The following is a 16,766-nucleotide window of genomic DNA, read 5'->3' as shown; positions in this document are numbered from 1 at the left end:
GTGGCCGGCGGTGGCGTGGCCCTCAGCGGCGTGCCCGGCGGTGGTCTGACCGGCGGGAACGTCGTGCGACGGCCCGCTCGGGGCGGCTGGGCTCGGCGCGGGGGCGTTCGGCGGCGCCTGGCCCGGCGTGGTGGGGGTCGGTGTGGGTGGCGGGGTGCCGTCGGTCGCGGGCCGACTGCTGGGTGGGGTCACCGGGCGCCTTTCGGGCAGGTGGCCTCGACCGGTCGGCCGGCTCCGCTCGTGGCAGGCCCGGCGCACCCGTCCCGCAGACCACGGCAGGAGTGGAGCGACTTCCCACCGCCCACGGGTGATCGGGCTCGCCGAGCGTCGCGCTCGGCCTACCGTTGCGGGTCAGCGCCGGAATTCGACCGGACTTCCCCCACGGGCGGCAACGGCGACCCTACGGCCCCGGACACGACCAGGGCCACCACGAACTCGTCGCGGTGGCCCTGATCACGTGCTCTCGGCGTCGAACGCCCGCCGTCAGGCGGTCCTGACGTTCGACGACACCAGCGCGGCCAGGCGGTCGCCCACCGCGTAGGTCGCGCCCGGCGACGAGTGGTCGCGGGTGGCCAGGTCGAACGCCACCGACGCCTCGATCCGGCGCGCCGCCTCCGACTCGCCCAGGTGGTCGAGCATCAGCGCGACCGACAGCACCGCGGCGGTCGGGTCGGCGATGCCCTGGCCCGCGATGTCCGGCGCGCTGCCGTGCACCGGCTCGAACATGCTCGGGTTGCGCCGGGTCACGTCGAGGTTCCCGGACGCCGCGAGACCGATGCCACCGGTCACCGCCGCCGCCAGGTCGGTCAGGATGTCGCCGAACAGGTTGTCCGTCACGATCACGTCGTACCGGCCCGGGTCGGTCACCAGGTGGATCGTCGCCGCGTCCACGTGCTGGTAGGCCACCGTCACGTCGGGGTGCTGCAGCGACACCTCCTCCACCACCCGCGACCACAACGACCCGGCGTGCGTGAGCACGTTGGTCTTGTGCACGAGCGTGAGGTGCTTGCGCGGCCGGTTCGCGGCGCGCGCGAACGCGTCGCGCACCACCCGCTCCACCCCGAACGAGGTGTTGATGGACACCTCGGTCGCGATCTCGTGCGGCGTGTCCTTCCGCAAGAGCCCGCCGTTGCCGGCGTACAGGCCCTCCGTGCCCTCGCGCACCACCACCATGTCGATCTCCGGCGGGTCGGCGATCGGGCTGCGCACGCCGGGGTACAGCCGGGCCGGGCGCAGGTTCACGTGGTGGTCGAGCTCGAACCGGAGCCGGAGCAGCAGACCGCGCTCCAGGATTCCGCTGGGCACCGACGGGTCGCCCACGGCGCCGAGCAGGATCGCGTCGTGCTGGCGGAGTTCCCCGAGCACGGACTCCGGCAGCAACTCACCTGTGGCGTGCCAGCGCGCCGCGCCGAGGTCGTAGCGGGTGATCTCAGCCGCGGGAACGACCTCACCGAGAACCTTCAGGGCCTCGGCGACGACCTCGGGCCCGATCCCGTCTCCTGGGATCACTGCGAGCCGCATCCACACACCTCCCAGGTATCAGTCCCATTGCGCGGGACTAGTTTCCATTGCGAAAGGCTACCGGTCCCACGGCGTGAAACCGCACTCGGAACACCCCTCCGTGGCCATATCTCCCGGACTGCGGGACACCCGAACGGTTCAGTGCCCCCGTTCGGTCGTCACCCGATGTGCGTAAACGGCTCTGGCCGGCCGGGGCAACCCCCGACCGGCCAGAGCGATGAGGCGTGATCAGTCCGCCGTGCGGTTCCCCGACCTGGCCCGCACCTTCACCACGTCCGCCTTGTCGCCGGTGGCGTTGTGGTGGTGCAGGACGAGCAGGCTGTCCGCGCCGTCGGCCGCGAGCGACCCGGCGTCGCGGTTGACGACCAGCGCGGTGCCGGGGCGAGCCTGGTAGGACAGCGCGGCGTCGCCGCCGCCCTGCACCCACAGGCCCGGCTTGAGCGGGTCGAACGACAGCGCGTTCGGGATGGAGTCGACCAGGCCGTTGGAGGTGCCCGGCGCGACGTAGAAGCCGGCCACGCCCACCTGGTACGCGATCCGCGACGTGTCCGCCGACGGGTCGATGCCGAGCGCCGACAGCAGCACCGGCAGCACGACCACGTTGGTGTCGAACACGTTGGTGTCCACGTCGCCGAACTGGCCGTTGACGCCCTGCAGGTCGACGGTGTCGCCGGTCTTCAGGTCGACGGTGGCCGCGACCAGCAGGTCGGTGTCGGTGAGCTTGGTCGCGTAGACCTCGTAGTCGAACGCCCCGTCGCCGTCGGTGTCGATGTCGACGAACGGGATGGTGTTGCTGCCGAGGTTGTACCAGTTGCCCCAGGTCGACAGGCCGAACGCGAGCAGCGACTGCTCCGGCTTGCCCTGCGCCTTGGCCAGCGGCGCGGTCGACGTGACGCCGACGTGCCGCAGGTCGCCGCCCTTGGCGGTGTCGTTCAGGACGCAGTTGGTGGTGACGTTGCGGCGGCACTCGGGCAGCCGCGGCGAGGACGCCTGGAGCTCCAGGACGCTCACCAGCGACCGGTACGCGCCCTGGTCGACGCCGCGGCCGGTCAGGTTCAGCACGCCCTGGCCGGCGCCGGTGACGCGGACGCTGCTCGGCACGCTGATGTCGGCCACCGGCTTCGGCGCCGAGTACACCGGCACGCGCAGCGGGACCGTCGCGCCCTTCGTCGGCGTGAGCACGACCCGGCCGGACGCGTCGGCCAGGAACTGGCGCGGCACGTCGAGGTGGTTCGCCTCGATCGTCGGGTCGACCGTCTTGCGCAGGGCGGCCGGGTCGTCGATCTTCAGCGTCACGGTGATCCGGGCGGTGCCGCGCGGGCTGAGCCGCACCGTCGTGGCGGACAGGTCGTACCGCACGCCGGGGATCTCGGTCAGGGCCTCGTAGCCGACCTTGTAGTCCACCGCGCCGGCCGACTTGTTGACCACCTTGATGGTCTTGGTCCGCGACACGGGCTGCGCCACCTCGACCGTGCCGAACGACGCGGACACGGCGCCCGGGTCGTCCTGCACGTACGCGAGGACCTGGTTCTCGACGGCGGCCTTGCCGTCGACCCGGCCCGCGCCGACGCGGTTGGGCGCGTAGGTCTCGCCGCCGGCCTTCACGTCCGCGCCGGCGGAGTTCATGACCGCGGCCTTGACCTCTTCCGGCGTCCAGTCCGGGTGGACCTGGCGCACGAGCGCCGCGACGCCGGAGATGTGCGGGGCGGCCATCGACGTGCCGGAGTTGACCATCGTCTTGTCGCCCGAGCCGACCAGCGCCGAGGCGATCGAGTCACCGGGCGCCGCGACGTCCGGCTTCACGACCGGGCCGCGCACGCCGCGCGAGGTGAACGAGCTGGGCGTGTCGCTGATCGACTGGTCGAACGTCGGCAGCGAGGTGCGCAGGTCGCCCGACTGGCGGACCACCAGCGTGCCCGCGGCGAGCGCCGGGCGCAGCGCCGCGGTGGCGGTGCCGGTGAACTGGAAGACCGGGATCGACGCGTTGCCGGAGATGCCCGCGTTGAAGTGCTCCAGGTTCGACGTGAACACCGCGCCGACGGCGCCGGCGGCGGTGGCGTTGTTGGTGCGGCCGACCGAGCCGCAGCGACGCGTGGCGTCGTTGTCGTCCCACTCCAGCCAGACCATCTTGCCCGCGACGGCGGCCTTGTCCGCGGCCGAGAACGGCAGGCAGCCGTCCTTGTTGGCCGCGTCGCCCATGGCCACGACGGGAGCGGTCCGCTCCAGGCCCTCGTAGTCGAACGCCACGCTGTACTGGCCCGGCTTCTTGCCCGCCGACCCGGCCGGCGCGGTGACCTCGACCGCGTCGCGCAGCACGTACGCGTCACGGGTGCTGGCCACGGTCAGCGCCTCGGGGGTGCTGCCCGGCGAGCCGCCGATGTCGTACAGGTCGCCGCCGTTGCCCGCGGAGAACACGGTCAGCACGCCGGAGGCGTTGAGCTTGCGCACGAACAGGCTGTCGGGGTCGTCCGGGGCGCCGTAGTCGGAGCCCAGCGACAGGTTCACCACGTCGAGGTGGTCGGAGAAGTCGCCGTCGCCGTCGGGGTCGAGCGACCAGTCGAGGGCCTGCGCGGTGACGTTGGTCGAGCCGTCGCAGCCGAACACCTTCAGCGCGTACAGCAGGGCCTTCGGCGCGGTGCCGGGCCCGATGCGCATGGCGTCCAGCGCCTCCGGGGTGAGCTTGGTGTAGTCGCCCTTGAAGGTGCTGCCGTCGGCGTTGACGCCGAAGCCCGCCGCGGTGCCGGCGACGTGCGTGCCGTGGCCGTTGCAGTCGAGCGGGTTGGGGTCCGGCTTCGGGGTGTTCACGGCCGGGTCGTCGCTGGCGCCGTCGTAGGCGTTGCCGACGAAGTCGTAGCCGCCGACGACCTTGGCGGTCGGGAAGTACGACGCGTCGACCTTGGTCTCGTCGATCGCCTTGAACGCCTCGATGGTGCCGGGGCCCGCGAAGTCGCTGTGGGTGTAGTCGATGCCCGTGTCGATGATGCCGATGCGGGTGTCGTCACCGAGCTTGCCGTACTGCTGCCACGCCTTGAGCGTGTTCGTGAGCTGCACGGCGGTGGAGTTCTGGCGGGTCTTCGGCACCACGGTGCGGACGGACTTCACGTCACCGCGCCGGGCCAGCTCGCGCACCTTGGCGGCGTCGGCCCGCACGACCACGCCGGGAACGCCGTTGGCGGTCCGGTACAGCTCCTTGGTGGCCGAGTCCTTGCCCCGGAGGTCGGTGACCACGAGGTCGGCGACCCGGCCGGTGTCGTTCTTGGTCGCCTTGGCGGCGTCCTTGGCCTGCTGCTTGGACGCGCCCTTGCCGGTCTGCTCGACGAACGTGTCGACGGCCGGCTTGGCCTCCAGCTCCACGAACGCGGTGACGCGGCCCTTCGCGGCGGTCAGCCGGTCGGACACCTTCAACCGCAACGTGTCCGCGTCCAGCCCGCGCGCGCTCGCGACGGACGGTGCCAGTGGATCTTCCGCGGCCAGCGCCGTGCCGGTGGTGGCGCTCGCGACGAGCATCGCGGCCAGCACCGGGACGGCAGATCTGGCGACAACGCGAGATCGGCTCACTACGTGCCCCAACCGAGGTCGGATTCGACCGGGCAGGCAGCGTCGCATCCGGATCAGGGGAACTGCCCGCATGGTGCCGTGCCCTCTACGGCACCGGGTCAACCTCGTGGGAGGGAACCTAATCCCTCGACAGAGCCGATCAATTAGTCCGAACGAGTGACGACGCCCACAGATTTAACGACTAACGGTTAAGTGTGACGCCGCCGGGACCTGCGGCGATATACCTCCACAGATCCCGACGGCGTTACTCCGTCACGGGGACGTCCGCGCGACGCCGATCAGTCGAAGTTGACCGAGCGCACGGTGCGCGCGCCCACGGCCGCGCCGATCGGGTCGAGCACCGCGGTGTCCACCGGGCGGTCGACGCGCAGCAGCATGAACGCGTCCGCGCCGTCCTTCGTCTGGCTGATCTGCGCGGCCTCGACGTTCACCCCGGCCTCGCCGAGCAGCGTGCCGACGGTGCCCATCACGCCCGGCCGGTCCGGGTACTCCAGCAGCAGCACGTTGCCCTCGGCGCGCAGGTCGAAGCCGCGGCCGTTGATGCCGACCAGCTTCTCCACCTGGTCGAGGCCCGTGAGCGTGCCCGACACCGTGATGACCGCGCCGTCCGCCTGCACCGCGCGCACCGTGACGAGGCTGCGGTGGTTGGCGCTCTCCGGCTCCTTCACCAGGTCGACGCCGACGCCGAGCGCGTTCGCCAGCGCCGGGGCGTTGACGAACGTGACCTGCTCCTCGACCACGCTGGAGAACACGCCGCGCAGCGCGGCCAGCGGCAGCACCGCGACGTCCTCGTTGGACAGCTCGCCGCGCACCTCGATCGTGACGTTGGTGGGCGCCTTCGCGCTCAGCGCCGCGACCACCGTGCCGAGCTTCTGCACCAGCGGCAGGTACGGGCGGACCTCCTCGCCGACCACGCCGCCGCCCTGCACGTTCACCGCGTCCGGCACGAAGTCGCCCGCCAGCGCCAGCAGCACCGACTTGGCCACGTCCGTGCCCGCCCGGTCCTGCGCCTCCGTGGTGGACGCGCCCAGGTGCGGCGTGACCACGACGTTCGGCAGGCCGAACAGCGGGCTCTCGGTGGTGGGCTCGGTGGAGAACACGTCGATGCCCGCGCCGCCGACCTGGCCCTCCTTCACGGCCTCCGCCAGCGCCTCCTCGTCGACGAGACCGCCGCGGGCCGCGTTGACGATGATGACGCCGCGCTTGGCCTTGGCCAGCTGCTCGGCGCCGATGAGGCCCTTGGTCTCCGGCGTCTTCGGCAGGTGGATCGAGATGAAGTCGGCGCGCTCCAGCAGCTCCTCCAGCGTCACGAGCTCGATGCCGAGCTGCGCGGCGCGGGCGGCGCTGACGTACGGGTCGTACGCGATGAGCTCGGTGCCGAAGGCGGCGATCCGGGCGGCGAACAGCTGGCCGATCTTGCCCAGGCCCACCACGCCGACGGTCTTGCCCTGCACCTCGACGCCGTTGAACTTGCTGCGCTTCCACTCGTGGTTCTGCAGCGTGGCGTGCGCGGCCGGGATCTGGCGGGCCGTGGCGAGCAGCAGCGCGACCGCGTGCTCCGCGGCGCTGACGATGTTCGAGGTGGGCGCGTTGACGACCATCACGCCGCGCTCGGTGGCGGCGGGCACCTCGACGTTGTCCAGACCGACGCCCGCGCGGGCGACGACCTTCAGCTTGGTGGTGGCCTTGAAGACCTCGGCGTCCACCTTGGTGGCGGAGCGGACCAGGAGGGCGTCGGCGTCGGCGACGGCTTCGAGCAGCGCGGGACGGTCGGTGCCGTCGACGTGGCGCACCTCGATGCCATCACCGAAGACGTCGAGAACGGACGGTGCGAGCTTCTCGGCGATGAGGACAACGGGCTTGGTCACGGACGTCGCTCCCGGTGGTGTGAACGGGTGGGGAGCGCGGGGCCGTCGAGCAGGTCGTCACCCGCGCCGGCCGGCCACGGCAATGTGTCCGGGTTGTTAACGAGCATAGTCAGCGCCCACCGGGCGCTCACCACCCGGGTGTCCCGTTTCACCTGCTGGAATGCGGTACGCGCGTCCTACAAGGACACCCCGGGCGGCCGCGGGTCCCCGGCGGAGCGCGAGTCCGGCGCAGGGCGTTCGGCGAACGCCCTGCGGTAGCCGCCGGGCGACTGGCCGAACTCCCGCTTGAACGCCTTGGCGAACGCGAACTCCGAGGAGTAGCCGCCTTCCCGGGCGACCGCGCGCAGCGGGACGTCGCTCGTGGCCAGCAGGCGGCGGGCCACGGTCATCCGCCACCAGGTCAGGTACGCCAGGGGCGGTTGCCCCACGACCGCCGTGAACCGTCGCGCGAAGGTCGCGCGGGACAGGCCGGCGCGCGCGGCGAGCTCCCGCACCGTCCACGGGTGGGCGGGATCGCCGTGCACCGCGTGCAGCGCGTCGGCGAGGGCCGGGTCGGCGAGGGCCGCGGCCCAGCCGGTGACCGCGGTCGCGGAGTGGTCGTGCAGCCAGGCGCGCAGGATGTAGAGCAGCAGGGTGTCGAGCAGCGCCGGCACCACGGCGTCCGAGCCGGGTCCCGGCCGTTCCAGCTCGCCGCCCAGCAGGTCGACGGCGGCGCGCAGCGCGGGGTGCGAGCCCATCCGGGCCGGGACGTGGACCACCTCCGGCAGCCCGGTGAGCAGCGGGTGCGCCCGGGCCCGGTTGAGCCGGTAGGAGCCGCACAGCAGCACGGTGGTCGGCCCGTCGCCCGGCGGGACGTCCTCGGTCTCCGCCCAGCTTCCGTCCGGGGCCTGGACGACGTCGACCGAGGGCGTCGCCGGGTCGTCGGCGACGGTGTGGCCCCGGCCGTGGGGCAGGAACACCACGTCGCCCGGCGACAGCGGGACCGGGTCGCCTCCGGGCGGGATGAGCCGGCACGAGCCGCGCAGCACGACGTGGAACCCCGCCCCGTCGGAAGCGCCGAACCGCAGCGCCCACGGTGCGGCCAGCGAGGTGAGCGACGAGTGCGGCCGCCCCGTCCGCATGGCGGTGATCGCGTCGCTGAGGACGTCCATGCCACCCGATCTTATCCGTGCGTCCGTGACGTGAGACGCTCGGACAAAAGGCTGAGACTCCAGGACATGGAACGTCTCACGGTCGGCTCCTAGCGTGACCGGCATGACGACACACGCACGAACGGTGCGCTTCCACGAACTCGGCGGCCCGGAGGTGCTGGAGGTCGAGGACACCCGCCTCGACCCGCCCGGTCCCGGCGAGGTCCGCGTCCGCGTCGACGCCATCGGGCTGAACCGGGCCGAGGCGCTCTTCCGCGCGGGCCACTACTACTACCAGCCCGCGCTCCCCGGTTCCCGGATCGGCTTCGAGGCTGCCGGCGAGGTCGACGGCGTGGGCCCCGGTGTGGAGGACTTCGCCCCCGGCGACGCGGTCAGCGTCATCGGTGACGGGCACATGTCCCGCAACGGTGTCTACGCCGATTTCGCCACCGTGCCGACCCGAGCGCTCATCAGGCGTCCGGCCGGGGTGGACGCCGTCACCGGCGCGGCCCTGTGGACGTCGTCCCTGACCGCCTACGGCGCACTGGTGGAGGTGGGCCGGGTCGAGCCGGGCGACCACGTCCTCGTCACCGCCGCGTCGAGCTCGGTCGGGCTCGCGGCGATCCAGGTGGCCAACCACTTCGGCGCGGTGCCCATCGCCGTCACGCGGACCGCCGCCAAGGCGGCGCGACTGGCGCGGGAGGGGGCCGCGCACGTCATCACGACGGACGGTGGCGACCTGGTCGAGCGGGTGCGCGCCGTCACCGACGGCCGGGGCGCGCGAGTCGTGTTCGACGCCGTCGCGGGGCCCGGCTTGGCCGAGGTCGCCCAGACCGTGGCGGCCTGCGGCCTGCTCGTCGTCTACGGGTGGCTCGACCGCGAACCCGCTCCCCTGCCGCTGAACTGGCCGCTGAACATCCACGGTTTCGCCGTGGACCTCGTCACCGGTGACGCCGCGCGCCTGGCCCGCGCGCGGGCCTTCGTCGAGGCCGCGCTGCGCGCCGGCACGCTGACCCCGGTCGTCGACCGGACCTTCGACCTCGCCGACATCGTCGCGGCCCACCGCCACCTGGAGTCGAACGACCAGGTCGGCAAGGTCGTCGTCACCGTGCGGCACTGACCGGCCGGGGGCCGCGCACCGGTGTTTCCCGCGGTACCCGGCCCGTGCGCGCAGGACCGGCACACGGAAGGCTGGCGCCATGCGGAAACTGGTCTACGGCATGAACCTGACCCTCGACGGCTACATCGCGGCGCCCGGCGACGACATCGGCTGGGGCGCCGCGGACGACGGTGGGTCGGGCGACGAGCTGTTCCAGTGGTGGCTCGAGCGGGAGCTGGGGATCGACCTGATGCTGTACGGGCGGAAGCTCTGGGAGGCGATGAGCTCCCACTGGCCGACCGGAGACCAGAAGCCCGACGCCACCCCGGCGGAGATCGCGTTCGCGCGGAACTGGCGGGACACGCCGAAGGTGGTGTTCTCCTCGACGATCGACGCCGTCGACTGGAACGCCCGCCTGGTCACCGGCGACGCGGTCGCGGAGATCACCCGGCTCAAGGCCGAGGACGGCGGGCCCATGAGGGTCGGTGGCGCGACGCTCGCCCGGGCGGCCGTGCGCGCCGGGCTGGTCGACGAGTACGAGGTCGTCACCTACCCGGTCCTGGTGGGTGGCGGCACGCCGCTCTTCCCCGCGCTGGACAGCTGGGTGAAGCTGAAGCTGGTGGAGACGCGGACGTTCCCCGGCGGCGTGGTCATGACCAGGTACGAGACGAGGCGCTGAGCGCTCGTCCGGGAGTCGCCGAGTCCCCGCGGGCGGCTACCAGGGTTCGTCGAACTCGCCGTCCTTGACGCCGAGGACGAACGCCTCCCACTCGGCCGGCGTGAAGACGAGCACCGGGCCCTCGGGGTGGGCGGAGTTGCGCATCGCCGTGTACGTCACGCCATCGGTGTGCTCGACGAACGCGATCTCGACGTGCTCCTCTTCCTCCTCCGCGCCCTCGTCGCTGCGGATCCACTCGGCGCCGGTGAGGTCGAGGTTGCCCCGCACGTGGGCCTTGTCGTCGTAGATGGGCGCGCTGTCGGTCATGCGCCTAGGTATACCGGAGCCCGCAGCGTCCGGGGACACTGCGGGCTCCGAGGGGTGGTACCGCTGGTCTCAGGCGGTTTCGGTGATCGGGCGGTCGACCCACGACATGAGGCCGCGCAGCTTCTTGCCGACCTCCTCGATCGGGTGCTGCTCGCCCTCCTGCTGCAACTTCTTGTAGTTGCCGCGGCCGGCGTCGTCCTCGTTCACCCACTCGGTGGCGAAGGTGCCGTCCTGGATCTCGCCCAGGATCTTGCGCATCTCCTCCTTGACCGCGGGGGTGACCACGCGCGGTCCGCGCGTCAGGTCGCCGTACTCGGCGGTGTCGGAGATCGAGTAGCGCATGCGGGCGATGCCGCCCTCGTACATCAGGTCCACGATGAGCTTCAGCTCGTGGAGGCACTCGAAGTAGGCGACCTCGGGGGCGTAGCCCGCCTCGGTCAGCACCTCGAAACCGGCCTGCACCAGCGCGGACGCGCCACCGCAGAGGACGGCCTGCTCACCGAACAGGTCGGTCTCGGTCTCCTCCTTGAACGTGGTCTTGATGACGCCCGCGCGCGTGCCGCCGATGCCCTTGGCGTAGGACAGGGCGAGCGCCTGCGCGTTGCCGGAGGCGTCCTGCTCGACCGCGATCAGCGCGGGCACGCCCTTGCCGTCCACGAACTGGCGGCGGACCAGGTGGCCCGGGCCCTTCGGCGCGACCATGGCGACGTCCACGTTGGACGGCACGGTGATCAGGCCGTAGCGGATGTTGAAGCCGTGGCCGAAGAAGACCGCGTCGCCGTCCTTCAGGTTCGGCGCGATGTCGTTGGCGTAGATGTGCCGCTGCGCGGTGTCGGGCGCCAGGATCATGATCAGGTCGGCCTCGGCCGAGACCTCGGCGGGCGTGCCGACGGGCAGGCCCTCCTCCTCGGCCTTGGCGCGGGACTTCGAGCCCTCGGGGAGGCCGATCCGGACGTCGACGCCGGAGTCGCGCAGGCTCAGCGCGTGCGCGTGGCCCTGGCTGCCGTAACCGATGACCGCGACCTTGCGCCCCTGGATGATGCTCAGGTCGGCATCGTCGTCGTAGAAGATCTCGACGCTCACTGGTGGTACTTCCTTCCTCGGAACCGGAAAATCAGCGCACCGCGGTCGCGGTGATGGAGCGGGCGCCACGGCCGATGGCGACCATGCCGGACTGGACGATCTCGCGGAGCCCGTAGGGCTCCAGCATCCGCAGCAGCGCGTCGAGCTTCTCAGACGTGCCGGTGGCCTCGACGGTGACCGCCTCCGGGGAGACGTCGACGACCTTCGCGCGGAACAGCTGCACCGTCTCGAGCACCTGGCTGCGCACCGTGGCGTCGGCGCGCACCTTGACGAGCAGGAGCTGCCGCTGGACCGACGCGGCGGGCTCCAGCTCGACGATCTTGATGACGTTGATGAGCTTGTTGAGCTGCTTGGTGACCTGCTCCAGCGGCAGCTCGTCCACCGACACGACGATGGTCATCCGGGAGATGTCGGGGTGCTCGGTGCGGCCGACCGCGAGCGACTCGATGTTGAAGCCGCGCCGCGAGAACAGGCCCGCCACCCGGGCGAGGACGCCGGGCTTGTCCTCGACCAGAACGCTCAGGGTGTGCCTAGTCATCGTCACTCGTCCTCGTCGAACAGCGGGCGGATGCCACGCGCGGCCATGATCTCGCTGTTGCCCGTGCCCGCGGCGACCATCGGCCACACCTGGGCGTCCTTGCCGACCACGAAGTCGATGACGACCGGCCGGTCGTTGATCTCCATGGCCTTCTGGACGACCGCGTCGACCTCCTCGCGCGACTCGGCGCGCAGGCCGGCGCAGCCGTAGGCCTCGGCGAGCAGCTTGAAGTCGGGGATGCGGTGCTTGTGCGTGCCCAGGTCGGTGCTGGAGTAGCGCTCGCCGTAGAACAGCGTCTGCCACTGGCGGACCATGCCCAGGTTGCCGTTGTTGATGACGGCGACCTTGATCGGGATGCCCTCGATGGCGCAGGTGGCCAGCTCCTGGTTGGTCATCTGGAAGCAGCCGTCGCCGTCGATCGCCCACACCTGGACGTCCGGCACGCCCGCCTTCGCGCCCATCGCGGCGGGCACCGCGTACCCCATCGTGCCGAGGCCGCCGGAGTTGATCCACGTGCGCGGCCGCTCGTACTTCACGAACTGCGCGGCCCACATCTGGTGCTGGCCGACGCCCGCGGTGAACAGGGTGTCCGGCGGGGTCAGCGCCCCGATCCGCTCGATCACGTACTGCGGGGACAGCGTGCCGTCCTCGGGCCAGTCGTAGCCGAGCGGGAACGTCTCGCGCAGCGCGTTCAGCTGCTCCCACCACGGCGTCAGGTCCACGGTGCGGGCCGCGTTCTCCTTCTCCACCCGCACCGCGTCGACCAGCTCGCCGATGATCTCCTTGCAGTCGCCCACGATCGGGACGTCCGCGCGGCGGTTCTTCGAGATCTCCGCCGGGTCGATGTCGGCGTGCACGACCTGCGCGTCCGGCGCGAACGTCGACAGCTGGCCGGTGACCCGGTCGTCGAACCGGGCGCCGAGGGCGATCAGCAGGTCCGACTTCTGCATCGCGGCGACCGCGGAGACCGTGCCGTGCATGCCGGGCATGCCCAGGTGCTGCGGGTGCGAGTCCGGGAACGCGCCGCGCGCCATCAGCGTGGTGACCACCGGGATGTTGGTGGACTCGGCCAGCGCCAGCAGCTCGGCCGACGCCTCGGCCTTGATCACGCCGCCGCCGACGTACAGGACGGGGCGGCGGGCCGCGGCGATCAGCTTCGCGGCCTCGCGCACCTGCTTGCCGTGCGGCCGGGTCGTCGGCCGGTAGCCGGGCAGGCGCAGCTCCGGCGGCCAGGAGAACGAGGTCATCTCCTGGAGCACGTCCTTGGGGATGTCCACCAGGACGGGGCCGGGTCGGCCGGTGGAGGCCAGGTGGAACGCCTCGGCGATGGCGCGCGGGACGTCCGCGGCGTCGGTGACGAGGAAGTTGTGCTTGGTGATCGGCATCGTGATGCCGCAGATGTCCGCTTCCTGGAACGCGTCGGTGCCGATCAGCGGGCGGGACTGCTGGCCGGTGATGGCGACCACCGGGACGGAGTCCATGTTGGCGTCCGCGAGGGGCGTGACGAGGTTCGTCGCGCCGGGCCCCGAGGTCGCCATGCAGACGCCGACCTTGCCGGTGGCCTGGGCGTAGCCGGTGGCGGCGTGGCCCGCGCCCTGCTCGTGGCGGACCAGGATGTGGCGCACCTTGGTGGAGTCCAGGAGCGGGTCGTAGGCAGGCAGGATCGTGCCGCCGGGGATGCCGAAGACCACCTCGCAGCCCACCGCTTCGAGGGAGCGGACGAGGGACTGGGCACCGGTCATGCGGACGGGAGCGCCGCTCGGCGGGGCCGGTTTCGGCCGCGGTCCAGGGCGGGGCGACGCCGGCTCACCGGGAGCGGGTCGCGAGGTTGCGCTGGTCATCTGTCTGCCTCGTGGGTAAGGAGAATGCACGGTCCGGGCACGAAAAAACCCTCGCCAACCCGAACGGGCCGGACGAGGGTCGCGCGTCGACGCAAGCTCGAATGCCTAGGCGTCGACGCGCCTGGGAAGTACGAGAACGAGGTTGCGCTGCATGGCCCTGACGTTAACCGTCAAGGGCGTTGAGCGTCAACTGTGCGGGACGGCACTCCCGGATGGTGGAAGCCGCGAGGTGCGCGGACGTGGGTCGGAGTCACCCGCTCAGGCGACCGGTGGCAGCATCTGGCGACGTGCCGAAAGCCGTGTTCCGCATCCCCACGCCCGCCCTGTTCGCCGCGCTCGCCGCGGCCATCTGCGCCACCCCCGTCGCGTGGGCCGCGCCGGGTCTGCAGGCCCTCTACCTGCTGCCGGCCGCGTTCGCCTGGTGGGTCCTGCGGAACCGGACGACCGTGGACCGCGAGCGGATCGCGGTGCGGAGCACGTTCGGCGGGCGGGTCGTCGCGTGGACGGACGTGAAGGCGATCAAGGTGGTGCCGAAGGGGTGGTTGTCGGCGGTGCTCACGGACGGCTCGCTGGTCCGGCTGCCCGCGGTCCGCGCGGCGCACCTGCCGATGTTGTCGCAGGTCAGCGGCGGTCGTGTGGCGGACCCGACCACCGCGGCGCGGCCCGCCGACCCGGCCGACAGCCCCGCCGCGCCTGACCAGGACGCAACGCCGCCTTCCCTAAGGTCCGAGGAGTGAGCTCGAACACTCGGACGTCCGGCTGGGTGCCGGTCACCAGCCTCCTGCTGTCCCTCGCCGGACTGGCCGTGTCCGCCTACCTCACCGTCGCGCACTTCAGCGCGGGCGCGTTGCTGTGCGCCGAGGGCGAGGTGATCGACTGCGGCACGGTGACGACCAGCGAGCAGTCCGAGCTGCTCGGCGTCCCGGTCGCCGTCCTCGGCCTCGCGTTCTTCGCGTTCCTGACCGTCGCGTCGCTGCCGTTCGCGTGGCGCAGCGAGGCGCTGCACTGGGCGCGCCTCGTGTCGGCCGGCGTCGGCGTGCTGTTCGTCGTGTACCTGGTGGCCGCCGAGTTCCTGCTGATCGGGAAGATCTGCCTGTGGTGCACGGCCGTGCACGTCATCACACTCGCGCTCGCCGCCGTGCTGGTCGTCGGCGCGTTGCGGCGGAGTAACCTCTGAGGCACCGCTCCCGCCCTTCCCGCGCCCTCACCCCTCGCGCGCGTCGTTCGCGAATCTCCTGGCAAAGACTTCTGGAGGAGCCGTGCCACCGCTCCGTTCCCGCACCACGACCCACGGCCGCAACGCCGCGGGGGCCCGCGCGCTCTGGCGCGCGACCGGCATGACCGACAGCGACTTCGGCAAGCCGATCGTGGCCATCGCCAACTCCTACACGCAGTTCGTGCCGGGGCACGTGCACCTGCGCGACCTCGGCGACATCGTGGCCGAGGCGATCCGCGAGGCGGGCGGGGTGCCGCGCGAGTTCCACACCATCGCGGTCGACGACGGCATCGCCATGGGGCACAGCGGGATGCTGTACTCGCTGCCGTCGCGCGAGATCATCGCCGACTCGGTCGAGTACATGGTCAACGCGCACCAGGCCGACGCGATCGTGTGCATCTCCAACTGCGACAAGATCACGCCGGGCATGCTCAACGCGGCGATGCGGCTCAACATCCCGGTGGTGTTCGTGTCGGGCGGGCCGATGGAGGCCGGCAAGGCGGTCGTGGTGGACGGCGTCGCCGTCGCGCCGACCGACCTGATCACCGCGATCTCCGCGTCGGCGTCGCCGGACGTGGACGAGGCCGGGCTGGCCGAGGTCGAGCGGTCGGCGTGCCCGACCTGCGGGTCGTGCTCGGGCATGTTCACCGCGAACTCCATGAACTGCCTCACCGAGGCGCTGGGCCTGGCGCTGCCGGGCAACGGCTCCACGCTGGCCACGCACTCGGCGCGCCGCGAGCTGTTCGCCGAGGCCGGCCGCACCATCGTGGACCTGTGCCAGCGGTACTACGAGCAGGACGACGAGTCGGTGCTGCCGCGGTCGATCGCCAACCGCAAGGCGTTCGAGAACGCCATGGCGCTGGACATGGCGATGGGCGGCTCCACGAACACCGTGCTGCACATCCTCGCCGCCGCGCAGGAGGGCGAGGTCGACTTCACGCTCGCGGACGTCGACGCGCTGAGCCGGCGGGTGCCGTGCCTGTCGAAGGTGTCGCCGAACTCGGACTACCACATGGAAGACGTCCACCGGGCGGGTGGAATCCCCGCCCTGCTGGGTGAACTGTGGCGCGCCGGCCTGCTGAACGAGGACGTGCACACCGTCCACAGCCCGGACATCGCGTCGTGGCTGGGCGAGTGGGACGTCCGCGCCGAGTCGCCGTCGCAGCGGGCGATCGAGCTGTTCCACGCCGCGCCCGGCGGGGTGCGCACGACGCAGGCGTTCTCCACGTCCAACCGGTGGTCGAAGCTGGACACGGACGCGGCCGGCGGCTGCATCCGCGACGTCGAGCACGCGTACACCAAGGACGGCGGCCTGGCCGTGCTGCACGGCAACCTGGCCGAGCGCGGCGCGGTGATCAAGGCGGCGGGCATCGACGAGGAGCTGTGGCACTTCGAGGGTCCGGCGCGGGTGGTGGAGTCCCAGGAGGAAGCCGTCTCGGTGATCCTGAAGAAGGAGATCCAGCCCGGTGACGTCCTCGTGGTCCGCTACGAGGGCCCGGCGGGCGGTCCGGGCATGCAGGAGATGCTGCACCCGACCGCGTTCCTGAAGGGCGCGGGGCTGGGCCGCAAGTGCGCCCTGATCACCGACGGCCGGTTCTCCGGCGGCACGTCGGGCCTGTCCATCGGCCACGTCTCGCCGGAGGCGGCGGGCGGCGGCGTGATCGGCCTGGTCCAGGACGGCGACCGCATCCTGATCGACATCCACGAGCGCCGCCTGGAACTCCTGGTGGACGACTCGGTGCTGGCCGAGCGGCGGGCGAAGATGGAGGCGTCCGAGCGGCCGTGGCAGCCGGTGGACCGGGTCCGCCCGGTGACGGCGGCGCTGCGCGCCTACGCCCGCATGGCGACCGACGCCTCCACCGGCGCAGTCCGCGACGTGAACAAGTAGCGGCCGGTTCTCTCCGGACCACCACGCGAGGTCGCGTCG

Annotated in this window: 13 protein-coding genes; 5 read left to right on the top strand and 8 right to left on the bottom strand. The window is 71.9% G+C overall.

The features are described 5' to 3' along the window. Positions 1-483 precede the first annotated feature (483 nt). From ACFQ3T_RS03305 to ACFQ3T_RS03290, 4 genes are all read right to left on the bottom strand, one after another. Positions 484-1,521, bottom strand: coding sequence for a 3-isopropylmalate dehydrogenase (locus tag ACFQ3T_RS03305; protein ID WP_073891631.1), 1,038 nt, complete (start codon positions 1,519-1,521; stop codon positions 484-486). 228 nt (positions 1,522-1,749) lie between these two features. After that, the gene (locus ACFQ3T_RS03300; RefSeq protein ID WP_380719582.1) at positions 1,750-5,028 is read right to left on the bottom strand and encodes a S8 family peptidase; all 3,279 of its coding nucleotides are present in this window, start codon (positions 5,026-5,028) and stop codon (positions 1,750-1,752) included. Positions 5,029-5,357: 329 nt separating this feature from the next. Continuing rightward, positions 5,358-6,947: a phosphoglycerate dehydrogenase gene (gene serA, locus ACFQ3T_RS03295; RefSeq protein WP_380719580.1), complete on the bottom strand. Its 1,590-nt coding sequence runs from the start codon at positions 6,945-6,947 to the stop codon at positions 5,358-5,360. A 176-nt stretch (positions 6,948-7,123) separates the two neighbouring features. Then, positions 7,124-8,098, bottom strand: coding sequence for an AraC family transcriptional regulator (locus tag ACFQ3T_RS03290; protein ID WP_380719578.1), 975 nt, complete (start codon positions 8,096-8,098; stop codon positions 7,124-7,126). Between the two features lie 103 nt (positions 8,099-8,201). Here ACFQ3T_RS03290 and ACFQ3T_RS03285 point away from each other — a divergent pair, with 103 nt between their 5' ends. Together ACFQ3T_RS03285 and ACFQ3T_RS03280 are read left to right on the top strand one after the other, a co-directional pair. Then, complete coding sequence (locus ACFQ3T_RS03285; protein ID WP_380719577.1) at positions 8,202-9,197, top strand: zinc-dependent alcohol dehydrogenase family protein; 996 nt, start codon at positions 8,202-8,204, stop codon at positions 9,195-9,197. 79 nt (positions 9,198-9,276) lie between these two features. Continuing rightward, positions 9,277-9,855 (top strand): dihydrofolate reductase family protein, encoded by a 579-nt coding sequence (locus tag ACFQ3T_RS03280; RefSeq protein ID WP_380719576.1) that lies wholly within the window; start codon positions 9,277-9,279, stop codon positions 9,853-9,855. Between the two features lie 36 nt (positions 9,856-9,891). Here the strand turns inward: ACFQ3T_RS03280 and ACFQ3T_RS03275 are convergent, their stop codons facing one another. The 4 genes from ACFQ3T_RS03275 to ACFQ3T_RS03260 all read right to left on the bottom strand — a co-directional run bounded on the left by ACFQ3T_RS03275 (position 9,892) and on the right by ACFQ3T_RS03260 (position 13,623). Then, positions 9,892-10,161, bottom strand: coding sequence for a DUF397 domain-containing protein (locus ACFQ3T_RS03275; RefSeq protein WP_380719574.1), 270 nt, complete (start codon positions 10,159-10,161; stop codon positions 9,892-9,894). 69 nt (positions 10,162-10,230) lie between these two features. Further along, positions 10,231-11,244 carry a ketol-acid reductoisomerase gene (gene ilvC / locus ACFQ3T_RS03270; protein ID WP_073891639.1) on the bottom strand — a complete coding sequence of 338 codons (1,014 nt, stop codon included), beginning with the start codon at positions 11,242-11,244 and terminating at the stop codon, positions 10,231-10,233. A gap of 31 nt (positions 11,245-11,275) precedes the next feature. Then, positions 11,276-11,782 carry an acetolactate synthase small subunit gene (gene ilvN / locus ACFQ3T_RS03265; protein ID WP_053723072.1) on the bottom strand — a complete coding sequence of 169 codons (507 nt, stop codon included), beginning with the start codon at positions 11,780-11,782 and terminating at the stop codon, positions 11,276-11,278. Positions 11,783-11,784: 2 nt separating this feature from the next. Then, entirely contained in the window at positions 11,785-13,623 is a 1,839-nt protein-coding gene (locus tag ACFQ3T_RS03260) for an acetolactate synthase large subunit (protein WP_380719573.1), read from the bottom strand. Between the two features lie 287 nt (positions 13,624-13,910). Between ACFQ3T_RS03260 and ACFQ3T_RS03255 the strand changes: the two genes are divergently transcribed. The 3 genes from ACFQ3T_RS03255 (at position 13,911) to ilvD (ending at position 16,727) form a co-directional block, all read left to right on the top strand. Continuing rightward, positions 13,911-14,360, top strand: coding sequence for a PH domain-containing protein (locus ACFQ3T_RS03255; RefSeq protein WP_380719572.1), 450 nt, complete (start codon positions 13,911-13,913; stop codon positions 14,358-14,360). After that, the gene (locus ACFQ3T_RS03250; protein ID WP_380719571.1) at positions 14,357-14,800 is read left to right on the top strand and encodes a vitamin K epoxide reductase family protein; all 444 of its coding nucleotides are present in this window, start codon (positions 14,357-14,359) and stop codon (positions 14,798-14,800) included. The genes ACFQ3T_RS03255 and ACFQ3T_RS03250 overlap by 4 nt, the downstream gene beginning before the upstream one ends. A gap of 82 nt (positions 14,801-14,882) precedes the next feature. Beyond that, entirely contained in the window at positions 14,883-16,727 is a 1,845-nt protein-coding gene (gene ilvD / locus ACFQ3T_RS03245; protein ID WP_380719570.1) for a dihydroxy-acid dehydratase, read from the top strand. Positions 16,728-16,766: the final 39 nt, after the last annotated feature.

This window comes from Saccharothrix hoggarensis (assembly GCF_042678885.1).
GTDB classification, from domain to species: domain Bacteria; phylum Actinomycetota; class Actinomycetes; order Mycobacteriales; family Pseudonocardiaceae; genus Actinosynnema; species Actinosynnema hoggarensis.
This window is presented reverse-complemented; position numbering and strand designations above follow the sequence as displayed.